General features: G+C 53.4%; 13 protein-coding genes. 2 read left to right on the plus strand and 11 right to left on the minus strand.

What is annotated here, in order from left to right:
• Nucleotide 1 precedes the first annotated feature (1 nt).
• The 4 genes from F3J30_RS00315 to yajD all read right to left on the minus strand — a co-directional run bounded on the left by F3J30_RS00315 (nucleotide 2) and on the right by yajD (nucleotide 3,936).
• On the minus strand, nucleotides 2-556 hold the full coding sequence (locus F3J30_RS00315) for a polysaccharide biosynthesis/export family protein (RefSeq protein WP_041162061.1): 555 nt from the start codon (nucleotides 554-556) through the stop codon (nucleotides 2-4).
• A complete protein-coding gene (locus tag F3J30_RS00320) occupies nucleotides 553-1,839 on the minus strand; it encodes an outer membrane beta-barrel protein (protein ID WP_166715242.1) in 1,287 nt (428 codons plus the stop codon). The genes F3J30_RS00315 and F3J30_RS00320 overlap by 4 nt, the downstream gene beginning before the upstream one ends.
• Entirely contained in the window at nucleotides 1,829-3,217 is a 1,389-nt protein-coding gene (locus tag F3J30_RS00325) for an undecaprenyl-phosphate glucose phosphotransferase (RefSeq protein WP_014070215.1), read from the minus strand. The genes F3J30_RS00320 and F3J30_RS00325 overlap by 11 nt, the downstream gene beginning before the upstream one ends.
• A 371-nt stretch (nucleotides 3,218-3,588) precedes the next feature.
• Entirely contained in the window at nucleotides 3,589-3,936 is a 348-nt protein-coding gene (yajD, locus tag F3J30_RS00330; RefSeq protein WP_014070216.1) for an HNH nuclease YajD, read from the minus strand.
• Nucleotides 3,937-4,640: 704 nt separating this feature from the next.
• On the opposite strand from yajD, the gene F3J30_RS00335 reads away from it, so the two are divergent.
• Complete coding sequence (locus F3J30_RS00335; RefSeq protein ID WP_166715243.1) at nucleotides 4,641-5,180, plus strand: DUF2058 domain-containing protein; 540 nt, start codon at nucleotides 4,641-4,643, stop codon at nucleotides 5,178-5,180.
• Nucleotides 5,181-5,187: 7 nt separating this feature from the next.
• Here the strand turns inward: F3J30_RS00335 and F3J30_RS00340 are convergent, their stop codons facing one another.
• Nucleotides 5,188-5,874 (minus strand): RluA family pseudouridine synthase, encoded by a 687-nt coding sequence (locus tag F3J30_RS00340; protein WP_166715244.1) that lies wholly within the window; start codon nucleotides 5,872-5,874, stop codon nucleotides 5,188-5,190.
• A 90-nt stretch (nucleotides 5,875-5,964) separates the two neighbouring features.
• The gene (gene azoR, locus F3J30_RS00345) at nucleotides 5,965-6,570 is read right to left on the minus strand and encodes an FMN-dependent NADH-azoreductase (protein ID WP_014070219.1); all 606 of its coding nucleotides are present in this window, start codon (nucleotides 6,568-6,570) and stop codon (nucleotides 5,965-5,967) included.
• Nucleotides 6,571-6,774: 204 nt separating this feature from the next.
• On the opposite strand from azoR, the gene hrpA reads away from it, so the two are divergent.
• On the plus strand, nucleotides 6,775-10,677 hold the full coding sequence (hrpA, locus tag F3J30_RS00350) for an ATP-dependent RNA helicase HrpA (protein ID WP_166715245.1): 3,903 nt from the start codon (nucleotides 6,775-6,777) through the stop codon (nucleotides 10,675-10,677).
• A 498-nt stretch (nucleotides 10,678-11,175) separates the two neighbouring features.
• Here hrpA and F3J30_RS00355 read toward each other — a convergent pair whose 3' ends face one another.
• The 5 genes from F3J30_RS00355 to F3J30_RS00375 all read right to left on the minus strand — a co-directional run bounded on the left by F3J30_RS00355 (nucleotide 11,176) and on the right by F3J30_RS00375 (nucleotide 17,522).
• Nucleotides 11,176-11,835 (minus strand): O-methyltransferase, encoded by a 660-nt coding sequence (locus F3J30_RS00355; protein ID WP_166715246.1) that lies wholly within the window; start codon nucleotides 11,833-11,835, stop codon nucleotides 11,176-11,178.
• A gap of 63 nt (nucleotides 11,836-11,898) precedes the next feature.
• The gene (locus F3J30_RS00360; RefSeq protein ID WP_166715247.1) at nucleotides 11,899-13,278 is read right to left on the minus strand and encodes an efflux transporter outer membrane subunit; all 1,380 of its coding nucleotides are present in this window, start codon (nucleotides 13,276-13,278) and stop codon (nucleotides 11,899-11,901) included.
• The gene (locus tag F3J30_RS00365; RefSeq protein ID WP_166715248.1) at nucleotides 13,275-14,357 is read right to left on the minus strand and encodes an HlyD family secretion protein; all 1,083 of its coding nucleotides are present in this window, start codon (nucleotides 14,355-14,357) and stop codon (nucleotides 13,275-13,277) included. Before F3J30_RS00365 ends, F3J30_RS00360 begins: the two co-directional genes overlap by 4 nt.
• Before the next feature lie 33 nt (nucleotides 14,358-14,390).
• Entirely contained in the window at nucleotides 14,391-16,037 is a 1,647-nt protein-coding gene (locus F3J30_RS00370) for an MFS transporter (RefSeq protein ID WP_211053111.1), read from the minus strand.
• A 165-nt stretch (nucleotides 16,038-16,202) separates the two neighbouring features.
• Nucleotides 16,203-17,522: an MFS transporter gene (locus F3J30_RS00375; protein ID WP_166715250.1), complete on the minus strand. Its 1,320-nt coding sequence runs from the start codon at nucleotides 17,520-17,522 to the stop codon at nucleotides 16,203-16,205.
• Between the last annotated feature and the right edge of the window lie 41 nt (nucleotides 17,523-17,563).

Below are 17,563 nucleotides of genomic sequence, written 5' to 3' on the forward strand. Positions count from 1 at the left end.
ATTAGAAGAAGCTCATGCCAATAATGATGGTATCTCCAGCCTGGATGGCGGAGTCTGCGGCGACGTTGTTCAGCAGCTGCCCGCTGCCAGACTGTCTAACTTGAATATCCTTTCGATCAGCGCGATCGGTAAAACCACCCGCCAGCGCAATGGCTTTTTCCGCCGTTAAGCCTGGCTCCCAGGCGTAGCCATCCGGTTTTTTCACTTCACCCAACAGGTACACTTTGCGGTATTCGGCGACGCTTACGGTGACCATCGGATTTTTCAGGTAGTTACCGCGCAGCTTATCAGCAATCTCTTTACTGACCTGTTCAGGAGATTTGCCTTTAAGTTGCATCACGCCAATAAACGGGTAATTAATGTTGCCGCTGTTATCGATTTTTACCCGCATGGACATATCCTGCTCGCCGGAAACGTTAATATTGACTTCATCGCCATGGTCCAGCAGGTAAACGGTATTCGGCTGTGTTTTGATGGTCTGCTGCGGGGTTGAGCATCCCGCCAGCAGCAGCGCCAGCAGCGGAAGCATCGCCAGATTCCTGTTTAAAAAGGTCATATTTGTACCTGCGTCATAAAAATAATGGCCGAATCGTCATAGCCCAGGGTGCGGTCAACTGCATGTGTGTAGTCCGGGCCAATATAAAAAGTATCCGTGTCTTTATTGGAGTGCATGGTGTTCCATTGCAGCTTCAGCTTAAAGTTAATGGATGGACGAAAATCATAGTTAAAGGTCAGCGACACCAGGTTTGACGTATCTTTTCGCTTATCACTCTGGTGCTTATAATCTTCAGTAATATAGGAATAATCGATCAAGGTTGAAAAACGATCCACCACCCAGTGATGTTCGTAGCCAATGCCTGTCGTCGATACCAGAATATATCCGCCAGAATCGGTTGGGTCTTTAATTCGCTGCGAGCTGTGCAGGTTAACGTTAACTTGCTCGAGCGGCGCCCAGTCAGCGGTAATATCCCAGTTCAGGCCGTTAAAACCCTGCGAATTCGGGTTATGGATAAACTCTTTGTACAGCCAGGCAATGTTAGCGTTGATCTCCGTTTTCCCCGTCAGCCGGTTTTTCATACCGAACAACAGGTAATACTCATTGCTGTCTTTCAGCTCATTGAGCTCGTAACGCCGCTGATTAGTAATAAAGCTGTAGCGGTAGCGGAGCGTTTTTGCTTTCTGGTCGAACACGTCGGCCACCAGGCTGTCTTCATGCCACTCCTGATCGCGCATGTAGTAGCCGAAGTCATCACTGGCATCTTTGATGCTGTTGATATCGCGAAAACGCAGTTGCTTATGCTGTAGCGCAAGTTCTGCCTTCCCGCGACCCTCTGGCGCACCGTAGCTGTAGCGTAACTCGCTGTTGAAAAAGCGGGTGCCGATAGGCTTATCGATGCCAAATTCTTTAAATTGAGTGGGCAAAAAGCCTTCGGTGGTATCGCGTCCGCGCTCTTCATGACTCAGCGTTTCTTCCAGGTCAAGCGCCAGTCCATGCATGTCACCAAAGCGCCAGTTCCCGTTGAACATGAAATAATGGTTGTTGCGATTATCCGCGCTATCGTTGTCGTAGTAACGATAATCACCGGAGTACATCAGCAAGTACCGATCGTCCTGGCGTTCGCCCATCGCTTTCACAACAGGTTTAATGTTCTGGTAGCTTGAGCCTATGGCATCCTGGCTGTCGTGCTGCCAGGTCACGTTATCATCGTAGCCAATGTCATAGCCCAACTGGCTCTCGAAATCGATGCCAGCGATACCGGTGTGCGGTTTTGCCTGGAGGTCGGCATGTGCGTAAGGCACAGAGAGAAGACCGGCCAGGATAGCGAACCTAGAACGCATTTTTTCCCACAAAGCCCCGTAAGAAGGTCAAAATTATGATTTTTAGATCGAGGAACAGCGACCACGACTGGATATAGTCCAGGTCGAACTGAATGCGCTTTGCCATTTTATCCAGCGTATCGGTTTCGCCACGGAAACCGTTGATTTGCGCCAGCCCTGTTATCCCCGGTTTTACCTTATGGCGAATCATGTAGTTTTCGACCAGTACGCGATACTGCTCGTTATGCGCCACCGCGTGCGGGCGTGGGCCGACAATCGACATCCGTCCCTGAAGGACGTTGAAAAACTGTGGTAGCTCATCGAGTGAGGTTTTACGCAAAAATGCACCAAACCGGGTAATTCGCGGATCGTTGCGGGTTGCCTGCGTCACGATGGTGCTATTCTCCATTACCCGCATAGTTCTGAATTTCCACACCTCGATTTGCTTACCGTTCAGGCCATAGCGGGTCTGTTTAAACAGAATCGGGCCGGGGGAGGTGACTTTGATACCAATAGCCACCAGGATCATGACCGGCAGGCTGATCAGGGTAAAGAAGAACCCAAGGATCATATCTTCGATGTACTTGATGATGGCCCCTTCGCCGTCAAACGGGGAGGTGAAGATACTGATGGTTTGCAGGTTACCGAACATGCGTAGCTGGGAAATATGCGGGCTGTATGAGAACAGATCCGGCACCAGAAACACATCCACGGTCGTGTCCGAGAATTCGTTGAGAAACTGCTTGATGCGCTGGCGGGCGACCATGGGCAGCGCAATATAAATTTCGTCGATTTCGCCTGCTTTCGCCAGAGCCAGCAGATCGCTGCGGGTGCCGTGACGTTCGATGCCGGTAAGCGCGCTTTCGCGCTGGTTGTTGCGGTCTTCAAAATAGGTAATGGTGAAGCCACGCTGCGAATACTCTTTTTGTAGCGCGTTTTTAATGGCCAGGCCCGCTGGTGTAATGCCAAGGATCGCAACGCGTAACGGCGAGTTAAAGAGATAATAAGAACTGATTACACGGACCAGGAATACAATTAAAAATATAAACACCGAACATTTTGCCAGACTCTCGGCCAGCAGGATAAAATTCTCCACGGGTTGCTTATTGATAAGTTTTTCGGCAATTGCGAAAAATAAAAACGAGACAATACTGCTCAGGGAGACGCTTAAAATGAGAGCCAGTGACTTAGTAAAATAACGACCTTTCAGTTCTCCGGTGTAAAGATGAAAATATTCATTAATACGAATAAATACCAATGAAAAGATGATGCCCAGCAGCGCGCTGGCCGTAGTGGGGTCAGTATAAAAATACGTTAAATAGGTAAAAACCAGAATGTTGACCGTAAAAAAATCCAGTAGTTTTATTAACTTACTATAGCGTGAGTTATAAATTTTCATATTGTTATCTGTCTTTTTTTACTCGTTTAATGGCGTTAATTAAACATCGATATGTTTTTTTTCCAACCAACCCAAAAACGCACGAGAAGCATCCACAGCTACAATAAAATTCTACTATTCATCACATTAGACCATGGTCTGAGGGATGTCGAGATAGCACAAACAAAAAACATGCCGCCTTTAAACGTTCGCTGAGGGGATTATTCAATTATTTAAAAAGTATGAAGGTAAAGCAGTATTGAGGCGGGATAATGCGGGATCTCGTCCCGTTGAGCTGGCTGCACCAACGGGATGTGGCTACCGGAACGGCCCGGCAGGGAGTTCTATTTTCCTCTCCCCCCAGGATGGGCCGACGAACGCAACACGCGATATTATTTTTTCTTATTGAGCATCGCCTTTAAATCAGCGAAGGGATTATAGGTTGCCTCGCCGACATCTTTTTGCGCGTCTTCACCCGCCACAACGGTGGTGCCGTACTGGTCAGCTTCGGTGTACTTAGAGTGTTCGTGGTCGTGGCAAAACAGACACAACAGCTCCCAGTTACTGCCGTCTTCTGGATTGTTGGTATGGTCGTGATCGATGTGGTGCACCGTCAGTTCGCGCAGGTTTGAATAGACAAACTCCCGCGAACAACGCCCGCATACCCAAGGGTAGATTTTAAGCGCTTTTTCACGATAGCCGCTTTCCAGTCGCGCGTAGTTTTTGGGGATCAAAGCCATAGCCAATGTTACCTGCTAAAAAGAGTGGGGTTCATAATATATCCCAGAATGGAAAGAAGGAGAATAAGCGTGATGACAGCCTGCGCACGTCGCCTCTTTTGCAGATCGTCAGGCGTGAAAATCACACCGCTTAAGTAATAACCTGGGGTTAAGATTTTTGACGAGTGAGCGCACCAGTTTTTTACACTGGAATTACGCGACAGGTGTTGTTGTTTGTGTGGTTAATTGATTGCTGGAGGCGTCATTTATTTGGATTGTCTTTTTTGACTGGCTTATTTAAACGTATAAAAATATCACCAGAATTAACTTTTAACAATTCAACAATATATTATCATGCTGTTTAACAGAGCGTGGCAATGCGTGGGGTCTGGTGTGTTTTGTGTTCCTCTTAAACTATTGTTGAAGCAAACCATGAATAACGGAATGAATCATAAAGCTGGAAAAGGAACGATAAGAGAGAAGCTGGATCAGCAATCTTATTTAAAAAACCAAAAGGTTCTGGGGACATATTTAATGTGTCTGCTAAGCACTGCAGTGATATATGGTGCATTGCTGATGATTTTTCATTTGCTGTGATCTCCTGAACAAGTTCTGCTGGCCGGTTTTTGGCCATCTACGCCTCCGATCAACGCCTCCGACGTGGCACTCGCTGACCGATCCCCTGTATAATCTCCCGAAATTCTCCAACCGGTTTAGAAACGAACATGACAAAACTCACCTTACAAGAGCAGATGCTGAAAGCAGGCTTAGTGACCAGCAAGAAAATGGCCAAAGTCCAGCGCACGGCAAAAAAATCACGCGTCCAGGCTCGCGAGGCGAGAGAAGCGGTAGAAGAGAACAAAAAAGCGCAGATCGAGCGTGATAAGCAGCTGAGCGAGCAACAGAAACAGGCTGTGTTAGCGAAAGAGTTTAAAGCTCAGGTCAAGCAGTTGATTGAAATGAACCGAATTTCAGTCTCAAGAGGCAATATCACCTTTAACTTCACCGACGGCAATCTGATCAAAAAGATTGAGGTGGATAAGCAAACCCAGACGCAGCTGATTAACGGCCGCCTCGCCATTGCGCGCCTGGTGATCAACGCCAACGGTGACTGTGAATACGCGATTATCCCGGCGGTTGTCGCCGATAAAATTGCCCAGCGTGATGCGGACAGCATTGTGCTGAACAGCGCGTTGAGTCAGGAAGCGGAAGATGAAGACGATCCGTATGCAGATTTCAAAATCCCTGACGATTTGATGTGGTAAGCCTTATCTAAAACGGGCTGGCGTTACGCGCCTTTATCAATTCCCCTGTGACCGGATGAACAAAATCCAGTCCACTGGCGTGTAGCATCAGCCTCGCGGTACTTTCAGTGCCTGGCAATGTAAGTCCTCCGTACAAATCACAGCCTAAAATAGGGTGTCCTGTCTGCTGGCAGTGGATGCGCAACTGGTGGGTGCGCCCGGTTTCCGGGATAAGCTCAACCCGCGTTAACGGCAGTTCCGTACCCTGATAAAAACGCGCGATAACCCGATATCGGGAGCGGGCCGGTTTGCCGTTGACAGCGCAAATCGACATCAGTGGGAACAGCGCCGGATCTTTGGCAATCGGCGCATCGATTACCCCTTCATCATCTTCCATATGCCCGCAAAGCAGGGCGGTATATACCTTGCTGACGGCACGCTGGCTGAACTGGTGGCAAAGCGCCGCGTTGATGGCTTTATTGCGGGCGATCACCATTAATCCGGATGTGCCGAAATCCAGGCGATGCACCAGCGTGCAGCCAGGGAAAATTTTAACCAGCCGGTAATGGACGGAATCGAGGTTCTGCGGATTTTTACCTGAAAGACTAAGCAAACCGGAAGGTTTATTGATAAGTACAATGTGCTCGTCCTGCCAGAGGATCTCTATCTCATCGAGACAAGGTGGGGCAATAAAATTATCGACAATGACAGACATCAGGCTACCCGGCTTTAGAGTGGGAGCGGATGATAGCGAAATACGGGGGAAAATAAAAACCCTCCCACCTGGCGGTGAGAGGGCTAAACCTTATGCTGCTACGAAACCGTCGATGGCGGCTTTCGCGTCAGACTGTGCTTTGGTCGCCACTTCTGGACCGTAAGCGATACCTTCAGCGAACACGAAGTTCACGTCGGTGATACCGATGAAGCCCAGGAAAACGCTCAGGTATGGGGTCACCAGGTCAGTTGCGGTATCTTTATGGATACCACCACGGCTGGTCAGCACAACCGCACGTTTGCCTTTCACCAGACCTTCAGGGCCTTTTTCGGTGTAACGGAAGGTTACGCCAGCACGCGCCACCAGGTCGAAGTAGTTCTTCAGCTGGGTTGGGATGTTGAAGTTGTACATTGGGGCGTTGATCACGATAACGTCGTGAGCTTGCAGTTCAGCAATCAGCTCATCAGACAGCGCCAGCGCTTCCTGCTGACGTGGAGTCAGCTGAGCATCGCTCGGACGCAGTGCGCCAACCAGTTCGCCGTCCAGCACAGGGATCGGGTTCGCCGCCAGGTCACGCACGGTGATTTCGTCAGCGGAATGCTGTTCACGCCACTGTTCAACGAAATAGTCGGACAGCTGACCAGACTGAGAGTACCCTGCCAGAATACTGGATTTCAAAACTAATACTTTGCTCATGGGTGATTCCTGTTGTGCATTTGATTGAAGGGGGTTGCCCCGTTGCTTGTTGACACTCTATTCACAATCCTGTCGCAGGGATAGCGCAATATATCGAATCCTATGTTCGATTTTTTTGAATAAGGCGACCAAAGCCGCGATGTGGTAATCTATACCAATCATTAAAATGAGATTTTACCAGGCAGAGCACTGCCCGTTAACGCTATGACAGAACAACAAAAATTATCCTTCCCGATGCTCCTGCAACAGCTCGATTCCCTGATGCTGCGGGACAAACAGCGTTTTGCCCGCCGTCTGCATGGCGTGAAGAAGGTTAAAAATCCTGATGCACAACAGGCCATTTACCAGGAGATGGCGCAAGAGATTGAACAGGCAGCAGGGAAAGTCGTGCTGCGCGAAGCCGCGCGTCCGGCGATCACATACCCGGAAAACCTGCCTGTCAGCCAGAAGAAACAGGACATCCTCAACGCTGTGCGTGACAACCAGGTCGTGATCGTCGCCGGGGAAACGGGTTCAGGGAAAACCACGCAGCTGCCTAAAATCTGTATGGAGCTGGGGCGTGGGGTGAAAGGGCTGATTGGCCATACGCAGCCGCGTCGTCTGGCGGCGCGTACCGTGGCGAACCGTATTGCCGAAGAGCTGCAAACGGAGCCGGGCGGTTGCATCGGTTACAAGGTGCGATTCAGCGATCACGTCAGCGACAACACCATGGTGAAGCTGATGACGGACGGTATTCTGCTGGCGGAAATCCAGCAGGATCGTCTGCTGATGCAATACGACACCATCATCATCGATGAAGCGCACGAACGCAGCCTGAATATCGACTTCCTGCTCGGTTATCTGAAAGAGCTGCTGCCGCGCCGCCCGGATCTGAAAATCATCATTACTTCCGCGACCATCGACCCGGAACGTTTCTCGAAGCATTTTAACAATGCACCGATTATCGAAGTTTCTGGCCGTACTTTCCCGGTGGAAGTGCGTTATCGCCCGATTGTTGAAGAGGCGGATGATACCGAGCGAGACCAGTTGCAGGCTATTTTCGATGCCGTCGATGAGCTGGGGAACGAAAGCGCGGGTGATATCCTGATCTTTATGAGCGGCGAGCGCGAAATCCGTGATACCGCCGACGCGCTAAGCAAGCGTGACCTGCGCCACACCGAGATCCTGCCGCTGTATGCCCGTCTGTCGAACAGCGAGCAAAACCGCGTATTCCAGGCGCACAGCGGGCGTCGCATCGTGCTGGCAACCAACGTGGCGGAAACGTCACTGACCGTGCCAGGCATTAAATACGTTATCGACCCGGGTACGGCGCGTATCAGTCGCTACAGCTACCGCACGAAAGTGCAGCGCCTGCCGATTGAACCGGTTTCCCAGGCCTCTGCGAATCAGCGTAAAGGGCGTTGCGGCCGCGTATCGGAAGGGATCTGTATTCGTCTTTACTCTGAAGACGATTTCCTCTCGCGCCCGGAGTTTACCGATCCGGAGATCCTGCGTACCAACCTGGCGTCCGTCATTCTGCAAATGACCGCGTTAGGGTTGGGCGATATTGCCGCGTTCCCGTTTGTGGAAGCACCGGATAAACGTAACATTCAGGACGGCGTGCGCCTGCTGGAAGAGTTAGGTGCCATCACCACTGACGAACAGGCATCGGCGTATAAACTGACCCCGCAGGGGCGTCAGCTCAGCCAGTTGCCGGTTGACCCGCGCCTGGCACGTATGGTGCTGGAAGCGCAAAAACATGGCTGTGTGCGTGAAGCGATGATCATTACCTCGGCGCTCTCCATTCAGGATCCGCGCGAGCGTCCGATGGATAAACAGCAGGCATCCGATGAGAAACACCGCCGTTTCCACGACAAAGAGTCTGATTTCCTCGCTTTTGTGAACCTGTGGAACTATCTGGGCGAGCAACAGAAAGCACTGTCGTCTAATCAGTTCCGTCGTCAGTGCCGGGTTGATTTCCTTAACTATCTGCGCGTACGTGAGTGGCAGGATATCTACACCCAGTTGCGCCAGGTGGTGAAAGAGCTGGGTATCCCGGTGAACAGCGAGCCGGCCGAATACCGCGAAATTCATATTTCACTGCTGACGGGCCTGCTGTCCCATATCGGGATGAAAGACGCCGATAAGCAGGAGTTTACCGGTGCGCGGAACGCCCGTTTCTCCATCTTCCCTGGCTCTGGTTTATTCAAAAAACCGCCAAAGTGGACGATGGTGGCCGAACTGGTGGAAACCAGCCGTCTGTGGGGGCGTATTGCCGCCCGTATCGATCCTGAATGGGTTGAGCCGGTTGCCCAGCACCTGCTGAAACGCTCCTACAGTGAACCGCACTGGGAGCGCGCGCAGGGCGCGGTCATGGCGACCGAAAAAGTGACCGTTTATGGCCTGCCGGTCGTGGCGGCGCGTAAGGTTAACTACAGCCAGATTGACCCGGCGCTGTGCCGCGAGCTGTTTATTCGTCATGCGCTGGTTGAAGGTGACTGGCAGACGCGCCACGCGTTCTTCCGTGAAAACCTGAAACTGCGCGCTGAAGTGGAAGAACTTGAGCACAAATCCCGCCGCCGCGACATTCTGGTGGATGACGATGCGTTGTTCGAATTTTATGACCAGCGCATCAGCCATGACGTGATTTCTGCGTGCCACTTCGACAGCTGGTGGAAGAAAGCCAGTAAAGAGACGCCAGACCTGCTCAACTTTGAAAAGAGCATGTTGATCAAAGAAGGGGCGGAGTCGGTCAGCAAGCTGGACTACCCGAACTTCTGGCATCAGGGCAACCTGAAGCTGCGTTTGACCTACCAGTTTGAGCCAGGTGCAGACGCTGACGGGGTAACCGTGCATATCCCGCTGCCGCTGTTAAACCAGGTGGATGAAAGTGGTTTTGAGTGGCAGATCCCCGGCCTGCGTCGTGAGCTGGTGATTGCCCTGATTAAATCGCTGCCAAAACCGGTGCGTCGTAACTTCGTCCCTGCGCCAAACTATGCCGAAGCGTTTTTAGGCCGTGTTACGCCGCTGGAGCTGCCGCTGCTGGAATCGCTGGAACGTGAATTCCGACGTATGACCGGCACGACCATCGACCGCGACGACTGGAACTGGGATCAGGTGCCCGATCACCTGAAAATCAGCTTCCGCGTGGTGGACGATAAAAACAGAAAACTCCAGGAAGGGCGTTCCCTGGCGGAGCTGAAAGATGCGCTCAAAGGTAAGGTGCAGGAAACCCTGTCTGCCGTGGCCGATGACGGTATCGAGCAGAGCGGGTTGCATATCTGGAGCTTCGGTCAACTGCCGGAAAGCTACGAGCAGAAACGCGGAAACTACAAGGTGAAGGCCTGGCCTGCGCTGGTGGATGAACGTGACAGTGTCGCGATTAAGCTGTTCGATAATCCGCTGGAGCAGCAGCAGATGATGTGGCGCGGTTTACGCCGCCTGCTGCTGTTGAACATTCCGTCGCCGATTAAGTATCTGCACGAAAAACTGCCGAACAAAGCCAAGCTGGGCCTCTACTTTAACCCGTACGGTAAGGTGCTGGATCTGATTGACGACTGCATCTCCTGCGGCGTGGATAAGCTTATCGACGAGGCGGGCGGCCCGGTGTGGACGGAAGAGGCGTTTGCGAAGCTGCACGAGAAAGTGCGCGCAGAGCTGAATGACACCGTGGTCGAGATTGCCAAACAGGTAGAGCAGATCCTGACGGCCGTGTTCAATATCAACAAACGTCTGAAAGGGCGCGTGGATATGACTATGGCACTGGGGTTGTCGGACGTAAAAGCCCAGATGGCGGGGCTGGTGTACCGTGGTTTTGTTACGGGCAACGGCTTTAAGCGTCTGGGAGACACGCTGCGCTATCTGCTGGCGATTGAAAAACGCCTTGAGAAGCTGGCGGTGGATCCGCATCGCGACCGCGCGCAAATGCTGAAAGTGGAAAGCGTACAGCAGGCCTGGCAGCAGTGGCTCAACAAACTGCCGCCAGCCCGCCGTGACGATGAAGACGTTCAGGCGATCCGCTGGATGATTGAGGAATTACGCGTTAGCTTCTTCGCGCAGCAACTGGGTACGCCGTATCCGATCTCGGATAAGCGTATTTTGCAGGCGATGGAGCAGATTTCAGGTTAAAAAGTGTTTCACTCTCTCCCTGTGGACTAAGGGTTCCCCAGTAATGTTTGTCTTTATTCAGCGATGACATTACGCCATTGAAATAAAAGGCTTACCGCTGCGCCATGGTCCGGCTGAAAATCGCCGAAGCGTTTCCTGTAGGCCGGGGCGAGGCGCAGGGATGCGCCGAGAGGGCGCGACTTGCATGGACGCTGCATCGCGCCCGACCCGAAAGCCGGAAGGAATAAGCTGAGGGTCACCGCGAAGCGGCGATTTTCTTGCCGGGAGCCCGGGTCGCCAGGGTGGTGGCGGTGAGCCACCCTGGCACGTTCACGTGTTATGGGGTGACAGAGTAGCAAGGAACGTAAAGTGAACGGAATGACCACCTGAGCTGTATGTTCCCCCTCACCCCAACCCTCTCCCACAGGGAGAGGGAGCCGTACGTGCTCGTATTTTTTGTGGGGATCCCTCAGCCCTGTGGGAGAGGGCCGGGGTGAGGGTATCAGGCCGCACAGACCTTCACCCATTCACCATCGCCAGCGTAAACCCATCCCACCCCTTAACCCCCACTGTTTGCAATGCGGTGGCGGTTAAACGTGGGTTATCCCCAATCATCTCAATAAACCGTCGCACACCCTGTACACGCGCGTCGTCGCTTTGCCCGTTAATCACTTCGCCGTCGCGTACCACGTTATCGCCGATAATCAACGTGCCCGGGCGGGAATAGTGCAGCGCCCACTCCAGATAACCCGGGTTATTTGGCTTGTCGGCATCAATAAAGATCAGATCAAACGGCAGAACATCACCCAGCTTTTCAAGTGATGTCAACGCAGGGCCTTCAATCAAGGTGATACGCGTGTCCAGACCTGCCAGATGAATATTCTGTCGGGCGACATCGACATGTGTCGGGTCTGCTTCCAGAGTGATGAGCTGCCCGTCAGCTGGCAGAGCGCGCGCCATCCAGATTGAACTGTATGCACCCAGAGTGCCGATTTCCAGAACGCGCCTTGCCTGCGTCATGCGGACAAACAGCGCCAGAAGCTGCCCCTGATTGGCAGCGACATCATGTTCCGGTAGCCCGGCGCGTTTATTATTTTCAAGTATCTGCTGAAGCACGTCATCCTGAGGTATAAGACAAGAAATCATGAAATTATCTACGGCAGACCACTGTTGTTGCATAGACTGACTCCTGAGGGGTAATCGTCGGTTGGCCCGGTAAGCAAAGCGCCACCGGGCAGGTTTTCAGGCACTGACCCATCCGCCGCCCAGCGCTTTATACAAATCTATCTGCGCCAGCAGCAGGTTATTTTTCACCTGCACCACACTCGTTTGTACCGAGAACAACGTTCGCTGAGCATCCAGCACATCCAGATAGGAAGAATAGCCGTTGTTATAGCGGTTTTGCGCGATCCGTAACGTTTCCTGCGCCACATCCTGCTGCGCCTGAAGCTCTGTCAGCTGTTCCTGATAGTGCGTAATCGCATCCAGACTGTCGTTCACCTCGCGAAAGGCGTTACGTACCGTTTGTTCATAGCTATACAGCGCCTGGTTGCGCTGCGACTGGGAAATATCAACCTGGGCATTCAGCGCCTGGCGGTTAAGGATAGGGGCCAGAATACTGCCGCCCACGCTCCAGAGTTGCAGCGGGTTATCCAGCAGGCCGGATAACGTACGATCCTGTACCGATCCGCTGGCGGTCAGGTTGATCGACGGCAACAGACTGGCGCGCGAGGCGGCAAGCGTGGCGTCGGAAGCAAGAAGCTGTCGTTCGGCCTGAACAATGTCCGGACGGCGGTTGAGTAATGTTGAGGGCAGTTGTGAGGGTAAGTGCAGCGGCGTAAGAGATTCAAAATTCTCGCTGCGCGCCACGCTGCCAGGGTTACTGCCAAGCAACAGACTCAGGGCGTTTTCCTGCTGCGCAATCTGGTGCTGCAAAAGCGGGACCTGCGCCCGCGTCGAGCGTAACTCCGAATCCGACTGCATCAGCTCCAGCCGTGAGCTGTAGCCTGTCTGATACTGTCGGGTTGCCAGTTTAAAGGCCTGTTCACGGGATTTAAGCGTGTCTTCTGTCACGCGAAGCTGTTCATCAAGAGACAACAGGGTGACATAACCCGATGCCACCGACGAGGCCACGGTCAGGTCGGCTGCGGCGGCCGCCGCTTTTTGTGCCTCAAGAGAGGCTTCAACTGCTCTGGCGGTACTGCGATTCACTCCCCAGAGATCCACATCATAACTGGCAGTGAGGCTACCTTTATACAGCGTGCTATAGATGGGCAGCCCGGTCGCGGCAGACTGCGAACGCGCCCGCGCACCGGTCACACCGGCATCCAGCGACGGGAACAGGCTGCCGTCGGCTGCGTAGACGCGTGCCTGATATTCGTTAATGCGCTCGCGGGCAATTAATACATCACTGTTATTCTTCAGCGCTTCATCGACATAGCGGTTCAGATGATTATCGTGAAAATTGCGCCACCAGAGCTGCTCCGCCGGGCTGGCGGGGCCAGCTTCAGCACGCCATTGGGAAGGGATGTGCAGTGACGATTTGGCCGGGGCGACATCTACGGACTGGCAGCCTGCCAGCAGTAAAGCCAGCAGCAAACCTGCAATCGGGCGAAGCGTCATTGTTTCGCCTCCCGGGTGTCGATGGTCACCTGCACGGACATCCCTGGGCGTAATAACGCTGACTCTTCAGGTTTGCCGAGGACTTCGATGCGCACCGGAATACGCTGGGCAATCTTCACAAAGTTACCCGTGGCGTTATCCGGCGTAATGGCGCTGAATTCGACACCCGTAGCCGGAGAGATGCTCTCAACCCGGCCCTGATAGGCCTTGTCGTTTAAGGCATCGACGGTGAATTTCACCGATTGCCCGACACGAAGATTCGCCAGCTGCGTCTCTTTGATGTTGGCAATCACCCAGTGCTGCGGCGGAACCAGCGTGGTGAGGTGCGTGCCTGCGGTGACATAGGCCCCCAGGCGCACGGCGATTTGCCCAAGCTGCCCGTCGCGCGGGGCGACGATGCGAGTGTTTTGCAGGTCGATTTGTGCAAGTTCAAGGGCGGCTTTGGCGTTCTCGACATCGGCTTCCAGCGATCCGCGATTGACGATCACCGTCTGCAAATCCTGACGCGACATCTCAAGCGTTGCTTTTGCCTGGTCGATATCCGCACTGCCTTGTGCAGCGCTCGCCAGCGCGGCATCGCGTTCACGAATGGAGAGCGAGCCGTCTGCCGTTAAATCCTTCACGCGCTTTAAATCTGCCTGGGTCTTCAGGCTCTGGGCGCGGGCGTTTTTCAGCGCCGCATCGTTACGCGCAATCACCGCCTCGGCGCTTTTACGCTGTTGCAGGTTGTTATTCAGCGCGGCAATTTTCATCGCCAGCTGTGCCTGCGCCTGATGCACGCGCTGGCGATAAATGCGGTCATCAATTTGCAACAGCAGGTCGCCTTTTTTGACCTGCACAAAGTCCTGTACCTTCACTTCGGTGATATAGCCGTTCACCTGCGGGCTGATAAAGGTTGTCTGGCCGCGCACGTAGGCGTTATCGGTAAACTGCGAGCTGCGCGTAAACGGCGGCAACTGCCAGGCATACAGGATAACCAAAACCCCGACGATGCCGATGGCCGCCGCGGTAAAAACAGAAACAATGCGCACATTTTTGCGGGTATTCGCCTGCCCGCTGGCGGCATCCTGCTGACTCATAACATCTCCAGAAACATCATTTGTTTATCTCAATTATTTGTTACCAGTGGCTTTTTTCAATGCCATACGGGCGGTTATGCGCAGGCGCAACAAGCGCCATAAAATCCACACCAGCGTGGCGGCGGCAATGCTCGCCGTGAGCAGGTAGGTGTCGTTGTACGCCAGAATGTTTGCCTCAAGGGTTGTGACCGTCTGAAGCTGGGTAATCGCTTGTGTGCCCAGTAAGGCGCTGTCGCCGATTTGGTTTTGGTACAACTGGCTGTATGCCTGAATACGGTCGTTGACCAGTGGGTTAAGCGTGGTGAGCTGGTCGGCAAGCAGGCTGGAGTGATATTTCTCGCGCCAGGTCTGGAAGGTCCCCAGGATGGCGGAGCCTAACAAGCCGCCGATGTTCTGGCTCATGCCGAACAGCACGGAAAAACTGACCAGGTTACGCGGGTCGGCAATTACGCCGCCAATCCCTGCCAGCATCGCCGGTGCCAGGAAAAATGCGCTGCTAAAGCCTAAAAGGAACTGGCTCAGCATCAGCTGATCCGGGCGGGTAAGGTTAGTAGACTGGCTGTCCAGTAAAGACGCGACTATCATCAGCACCAGCGAGGTGATAATCGGCCAGGCAAGCTTAGTGGGCTTGATTGTCAGGCAACTGGCAGCAATCCCACATCCGATCCCGGCAAAAATGGACCATGCCAGATGCGTCATCTGTTCGTTTTGCAAACCGACATACTGGAGCCAGCCGATCACCCCAGTGTTCTGTTCCGCCAGCACAATGCGGATCAGTAGCATGATCAGTCCCAGGCGAACAATACTGCCGCTCGAGAGCCAGCGGGTGTTGAGCAAAGGGTTGCTGCGGTTATGTTCGAAAACGATAGCCGACACAATAAGCACCAGCGACAACGCCAGCGACCAACCGATCCACGGCGCTTCAAACCACCAGTCGAGGCGGCCTAAAGAGAGCACGGCACACAGCAACGCCATCCCCGGAGCAAGCAGGATAAAGGTAATAAAATCCTTCTTTTCAAAGACCTTTTTGCGATCGCCTGGCGGGAGTTTCAGTGCCATCACGCAGGCCAGGGATATCAGCGCCAGGCCAAGCTCGAAGAAATAGAGACCGCGCCACTCATCCAGCTGTAGCAGCTCGGTAGAGAAGAGGCGGGCAATCGGGATGGCGAGTGAAGAGCCGGTGATGCCGATGGTCAGCGCTTTCAGGCGATGCTTCGCGGGCCAGGCCTGGATCTGGTAGTAAATCCCCAGAGAGCTGAGCGCCGCGGCCACCATACCGTGCGCGGCGCGCACCATCAGCGCAGAGCTGAGGTCGTTCACAAACAGGTGGAAAAAGGTGACCAACACATACAGCACCAGAAACCCTTCGGTAAACGCCCGCAGACCGTACTGTTGGCGAAATTTCACCAGCAGCAGGTTGATGGAAACGTTGGTCATGACGTACACGGCCGGCAGCCAGGCGATTTCGGTCGACCATGCGGCAAACGTACCTTGTAAGTTCTGCAAGTTAGCGGTGACAACCGCATTTCCCAGAGCCCCGGTCAAACAGACCAGTAAACCGACAACGCCATAAGCAATACGCCGGGGCGTGCTGTGGAGTGGCGTAGAGGGTGAACCCAGCAGGGCGGGTTTCTCGTGTGGCTGCCACTCGCGAGGAGCATAAGGATCGCGTTGAGGCAGGCGCATAACGTCGTTTACCTTTGGAAATGTTGAATAGTTAGTGGGCTAATGATTCTACTGCTGACGCAAATCATAATTCAAGTGAATATGATTATCGTATGTTAATTGTTTGTTGATTGGGCGGGTAAGGAAAAAGAGCGGCCCGCGAGAGGGGCCGCCTGAGGATCACATCTCGTTAGGTTGTGCCTGGATGGCCGGGCCACGTGTCACGCGGCTGGCACAGAAGATGGCGATCAATGAAATCACTACGGTGACGGCCAGATACCAGGCTACGGGTACCCAGTCACCATCGTATTTCGCCAGCAGACCGGTGGCGATCAGCGGGGCAGTACCACCCGCCAGCGCAGCGCCTAACTGATAACCCAGCGTTATACCTGTGTAGCGGACGTTGGCGCTGAAAATTTCGGAACACAGGGTGCCCAGCACGGCGGTCACCGGTGCCCACAACACGCCAAAGGCGATAACTGTGGCAGTCACGATGCCCCAGGTTGTGCCGGTATTGAGCAACATAAACCACGGCACGATAAACAAGCCGAGGATAAAGACGCTTACCGCATACATCCGCTGACGACCGATTTTGTCAGACAGCAGCCCCATTAGCGGGATCATGATGGTCGCCACCAGTGCACCCAGCGTGACTGCCTCCAGAGCCTGAGATTTCTGGAAGGTCAGGGTGGTGGTGGCGTAGCTGACCACGAAGGTGGAGAAGATATAGAAAGGTGCCGTCTCGACAACCTTCAGCCCTGCGGCGATCAGCACTTCGCGCCAGTGGTGTTTCAGCGTCTCGCGCAGCGGTGCTTTGGCAACCTGGCCCGATTTTTTCACCTTTTTAAAATCAGGCGTTTCGTCGATATCTTTACGGATCCACAGGCCAATCAGCACTAGCACGGAGCTTAACAGGAACGGAATACGCCAGCCCCAGGAGAGGAAATCCTCCTCGCTGAACAGCGTCATCAGCGACACGATAAAGGTCGCCATCAGCATTCCGATGGTCACGCCTGCCTGGGGAATACTGCCGAAGAAACCTTTGCGTTTTTCCGGTGCATATTCGTAAGCCAGCAACAGCGCGCCACCCCATTCACCGCCGATCCCCATCCCCTGAATAATACGCATCAGGATCAGCAAGGCAGGCGCCCACATGCCAATCATCTCGTAGGTCGGCAGCAGACCAATCATCACGGTTGCACCCCCCATCAGCGACAGGGTTAACACCAGTGTCTTTTTACGCCCGATACGGTCCCCGATGTGGGCGAAGATAACTCCGCCAATAGGGCGGATGAAAAAGGTTAATGAGAATGAGAGATAGGAAAGAATCAATCCAATGACCGGGTCGACCATCGGGAAGAAGATCTTGTTAAACACCAGCGCGGCTGCTGTGCCGTAGAGAAAATAGTCAAACCATTCAATGGCACTGCCGGTGAGGCTCGCGATTAAGACTTTTTTGTTCTTTCGTAATACTGTCGTCGTACTTTCATGTTGTGTCATGACTACTAACCCCGCCACGTAGATGATGAAAGAGGTGTCAC

This window comes from Enterobacter sp. Tr-810, assembly GCF_011752765.1.
Lineage (GTDB): Bacteria > Pseudomonadota > Gammaproteobacteria > Enterobacterales > Enterobacteriaceae > Enterobacter > Enterobacter soli.

Excerpts from the sequence above, each read along its gene's own strand:
- F3J30_RS00315 (WP_041162061.1), bottom strand. The coding sequence starts at position 556 with ATGACCTTTTTAAACAGGAATCTGGCGATGCTTCCGCTGCTGGCGCTG.
- F3J30_RS00320 (WP_166715242.1), bottom strand. The coding sequence starts at position 1,839 with ATGCGTTCTAGGTTCGCTATCCTGGCCGGTCTTCTCTCTGTGCCTTAC.
- F3J30_RS00325 (WP_014070215.1), bottom strand. The coding sequence starts at position 3,217 with ATGAAAATTTATAACTCACGCTATAGTAAGTTAATAAAACTACTGGAT.
- yajD (WP_014070216.1), bottom strand. The coding sequence starts at position 3,936 with ATGGCTTTGATCCCCAAAAACTACGCGCGACTGGAAAGCGGCTATCGT.
- F3J30_RS00335 (WP_166715243.1), top strand. The coding sequence starts at position 4,641 with ATGACAAAACTCACCTTACAAGAGCAGATGCTGAAAGCAGGCTTAGTG.
- F3J30_RS00340 (WP_166715244.1), bottom strand. The coding sequence starts at position 5,874 with ATGTCTGTCATTGTCGATAATTTTATTGCCCCACCTTGTCTCGATGAG.
- azoR (WP_014070219.1), bottom strand. The coding sequence starts at position 6,570 with ATGAGCAAAGTATTAGTTTTGAAATCCAGTATTCTGGCAGGGTACTCT.
- hrpA (WP_166715245.1), top strand. The coding sequence starts at position 6,775 with ATGACAGAACAACAAAAATTATCCTTCCCGATGCTCCTGCAACAGCTC.
- F3J30_RS00355 (WP_166715246.1), bottom strand. The coding sequence starts at position 11,835 with ATGCAACAACAGTGGTCTGCCGTAGATAATTTCATGATTTCTTGTCTT.
- F3J30_RS00360 (WP_166715247.1), bottom strand. The coding sequence starts at position 13,278 with ATGACGCTTCGCCCGATTGCAGGTTTGCTGCTGGCTTTACTGCTGGCA.
- F3J30_RS00365 (WP_166715248.1), bottom strand. The coding sequence starts at position 14,357 with ATGAGTCAGCAGGATGCCGCCAGCGGGCAGGCGAATACCCGCAAAAAT.
- F3J30_RS00375 (WP_166715250.1), bottom strand. The coding sequence starts at position 17,522 with ATGACACAACATGAAAGTACGACGACAGTATTACGAAAGAACAAAAAA.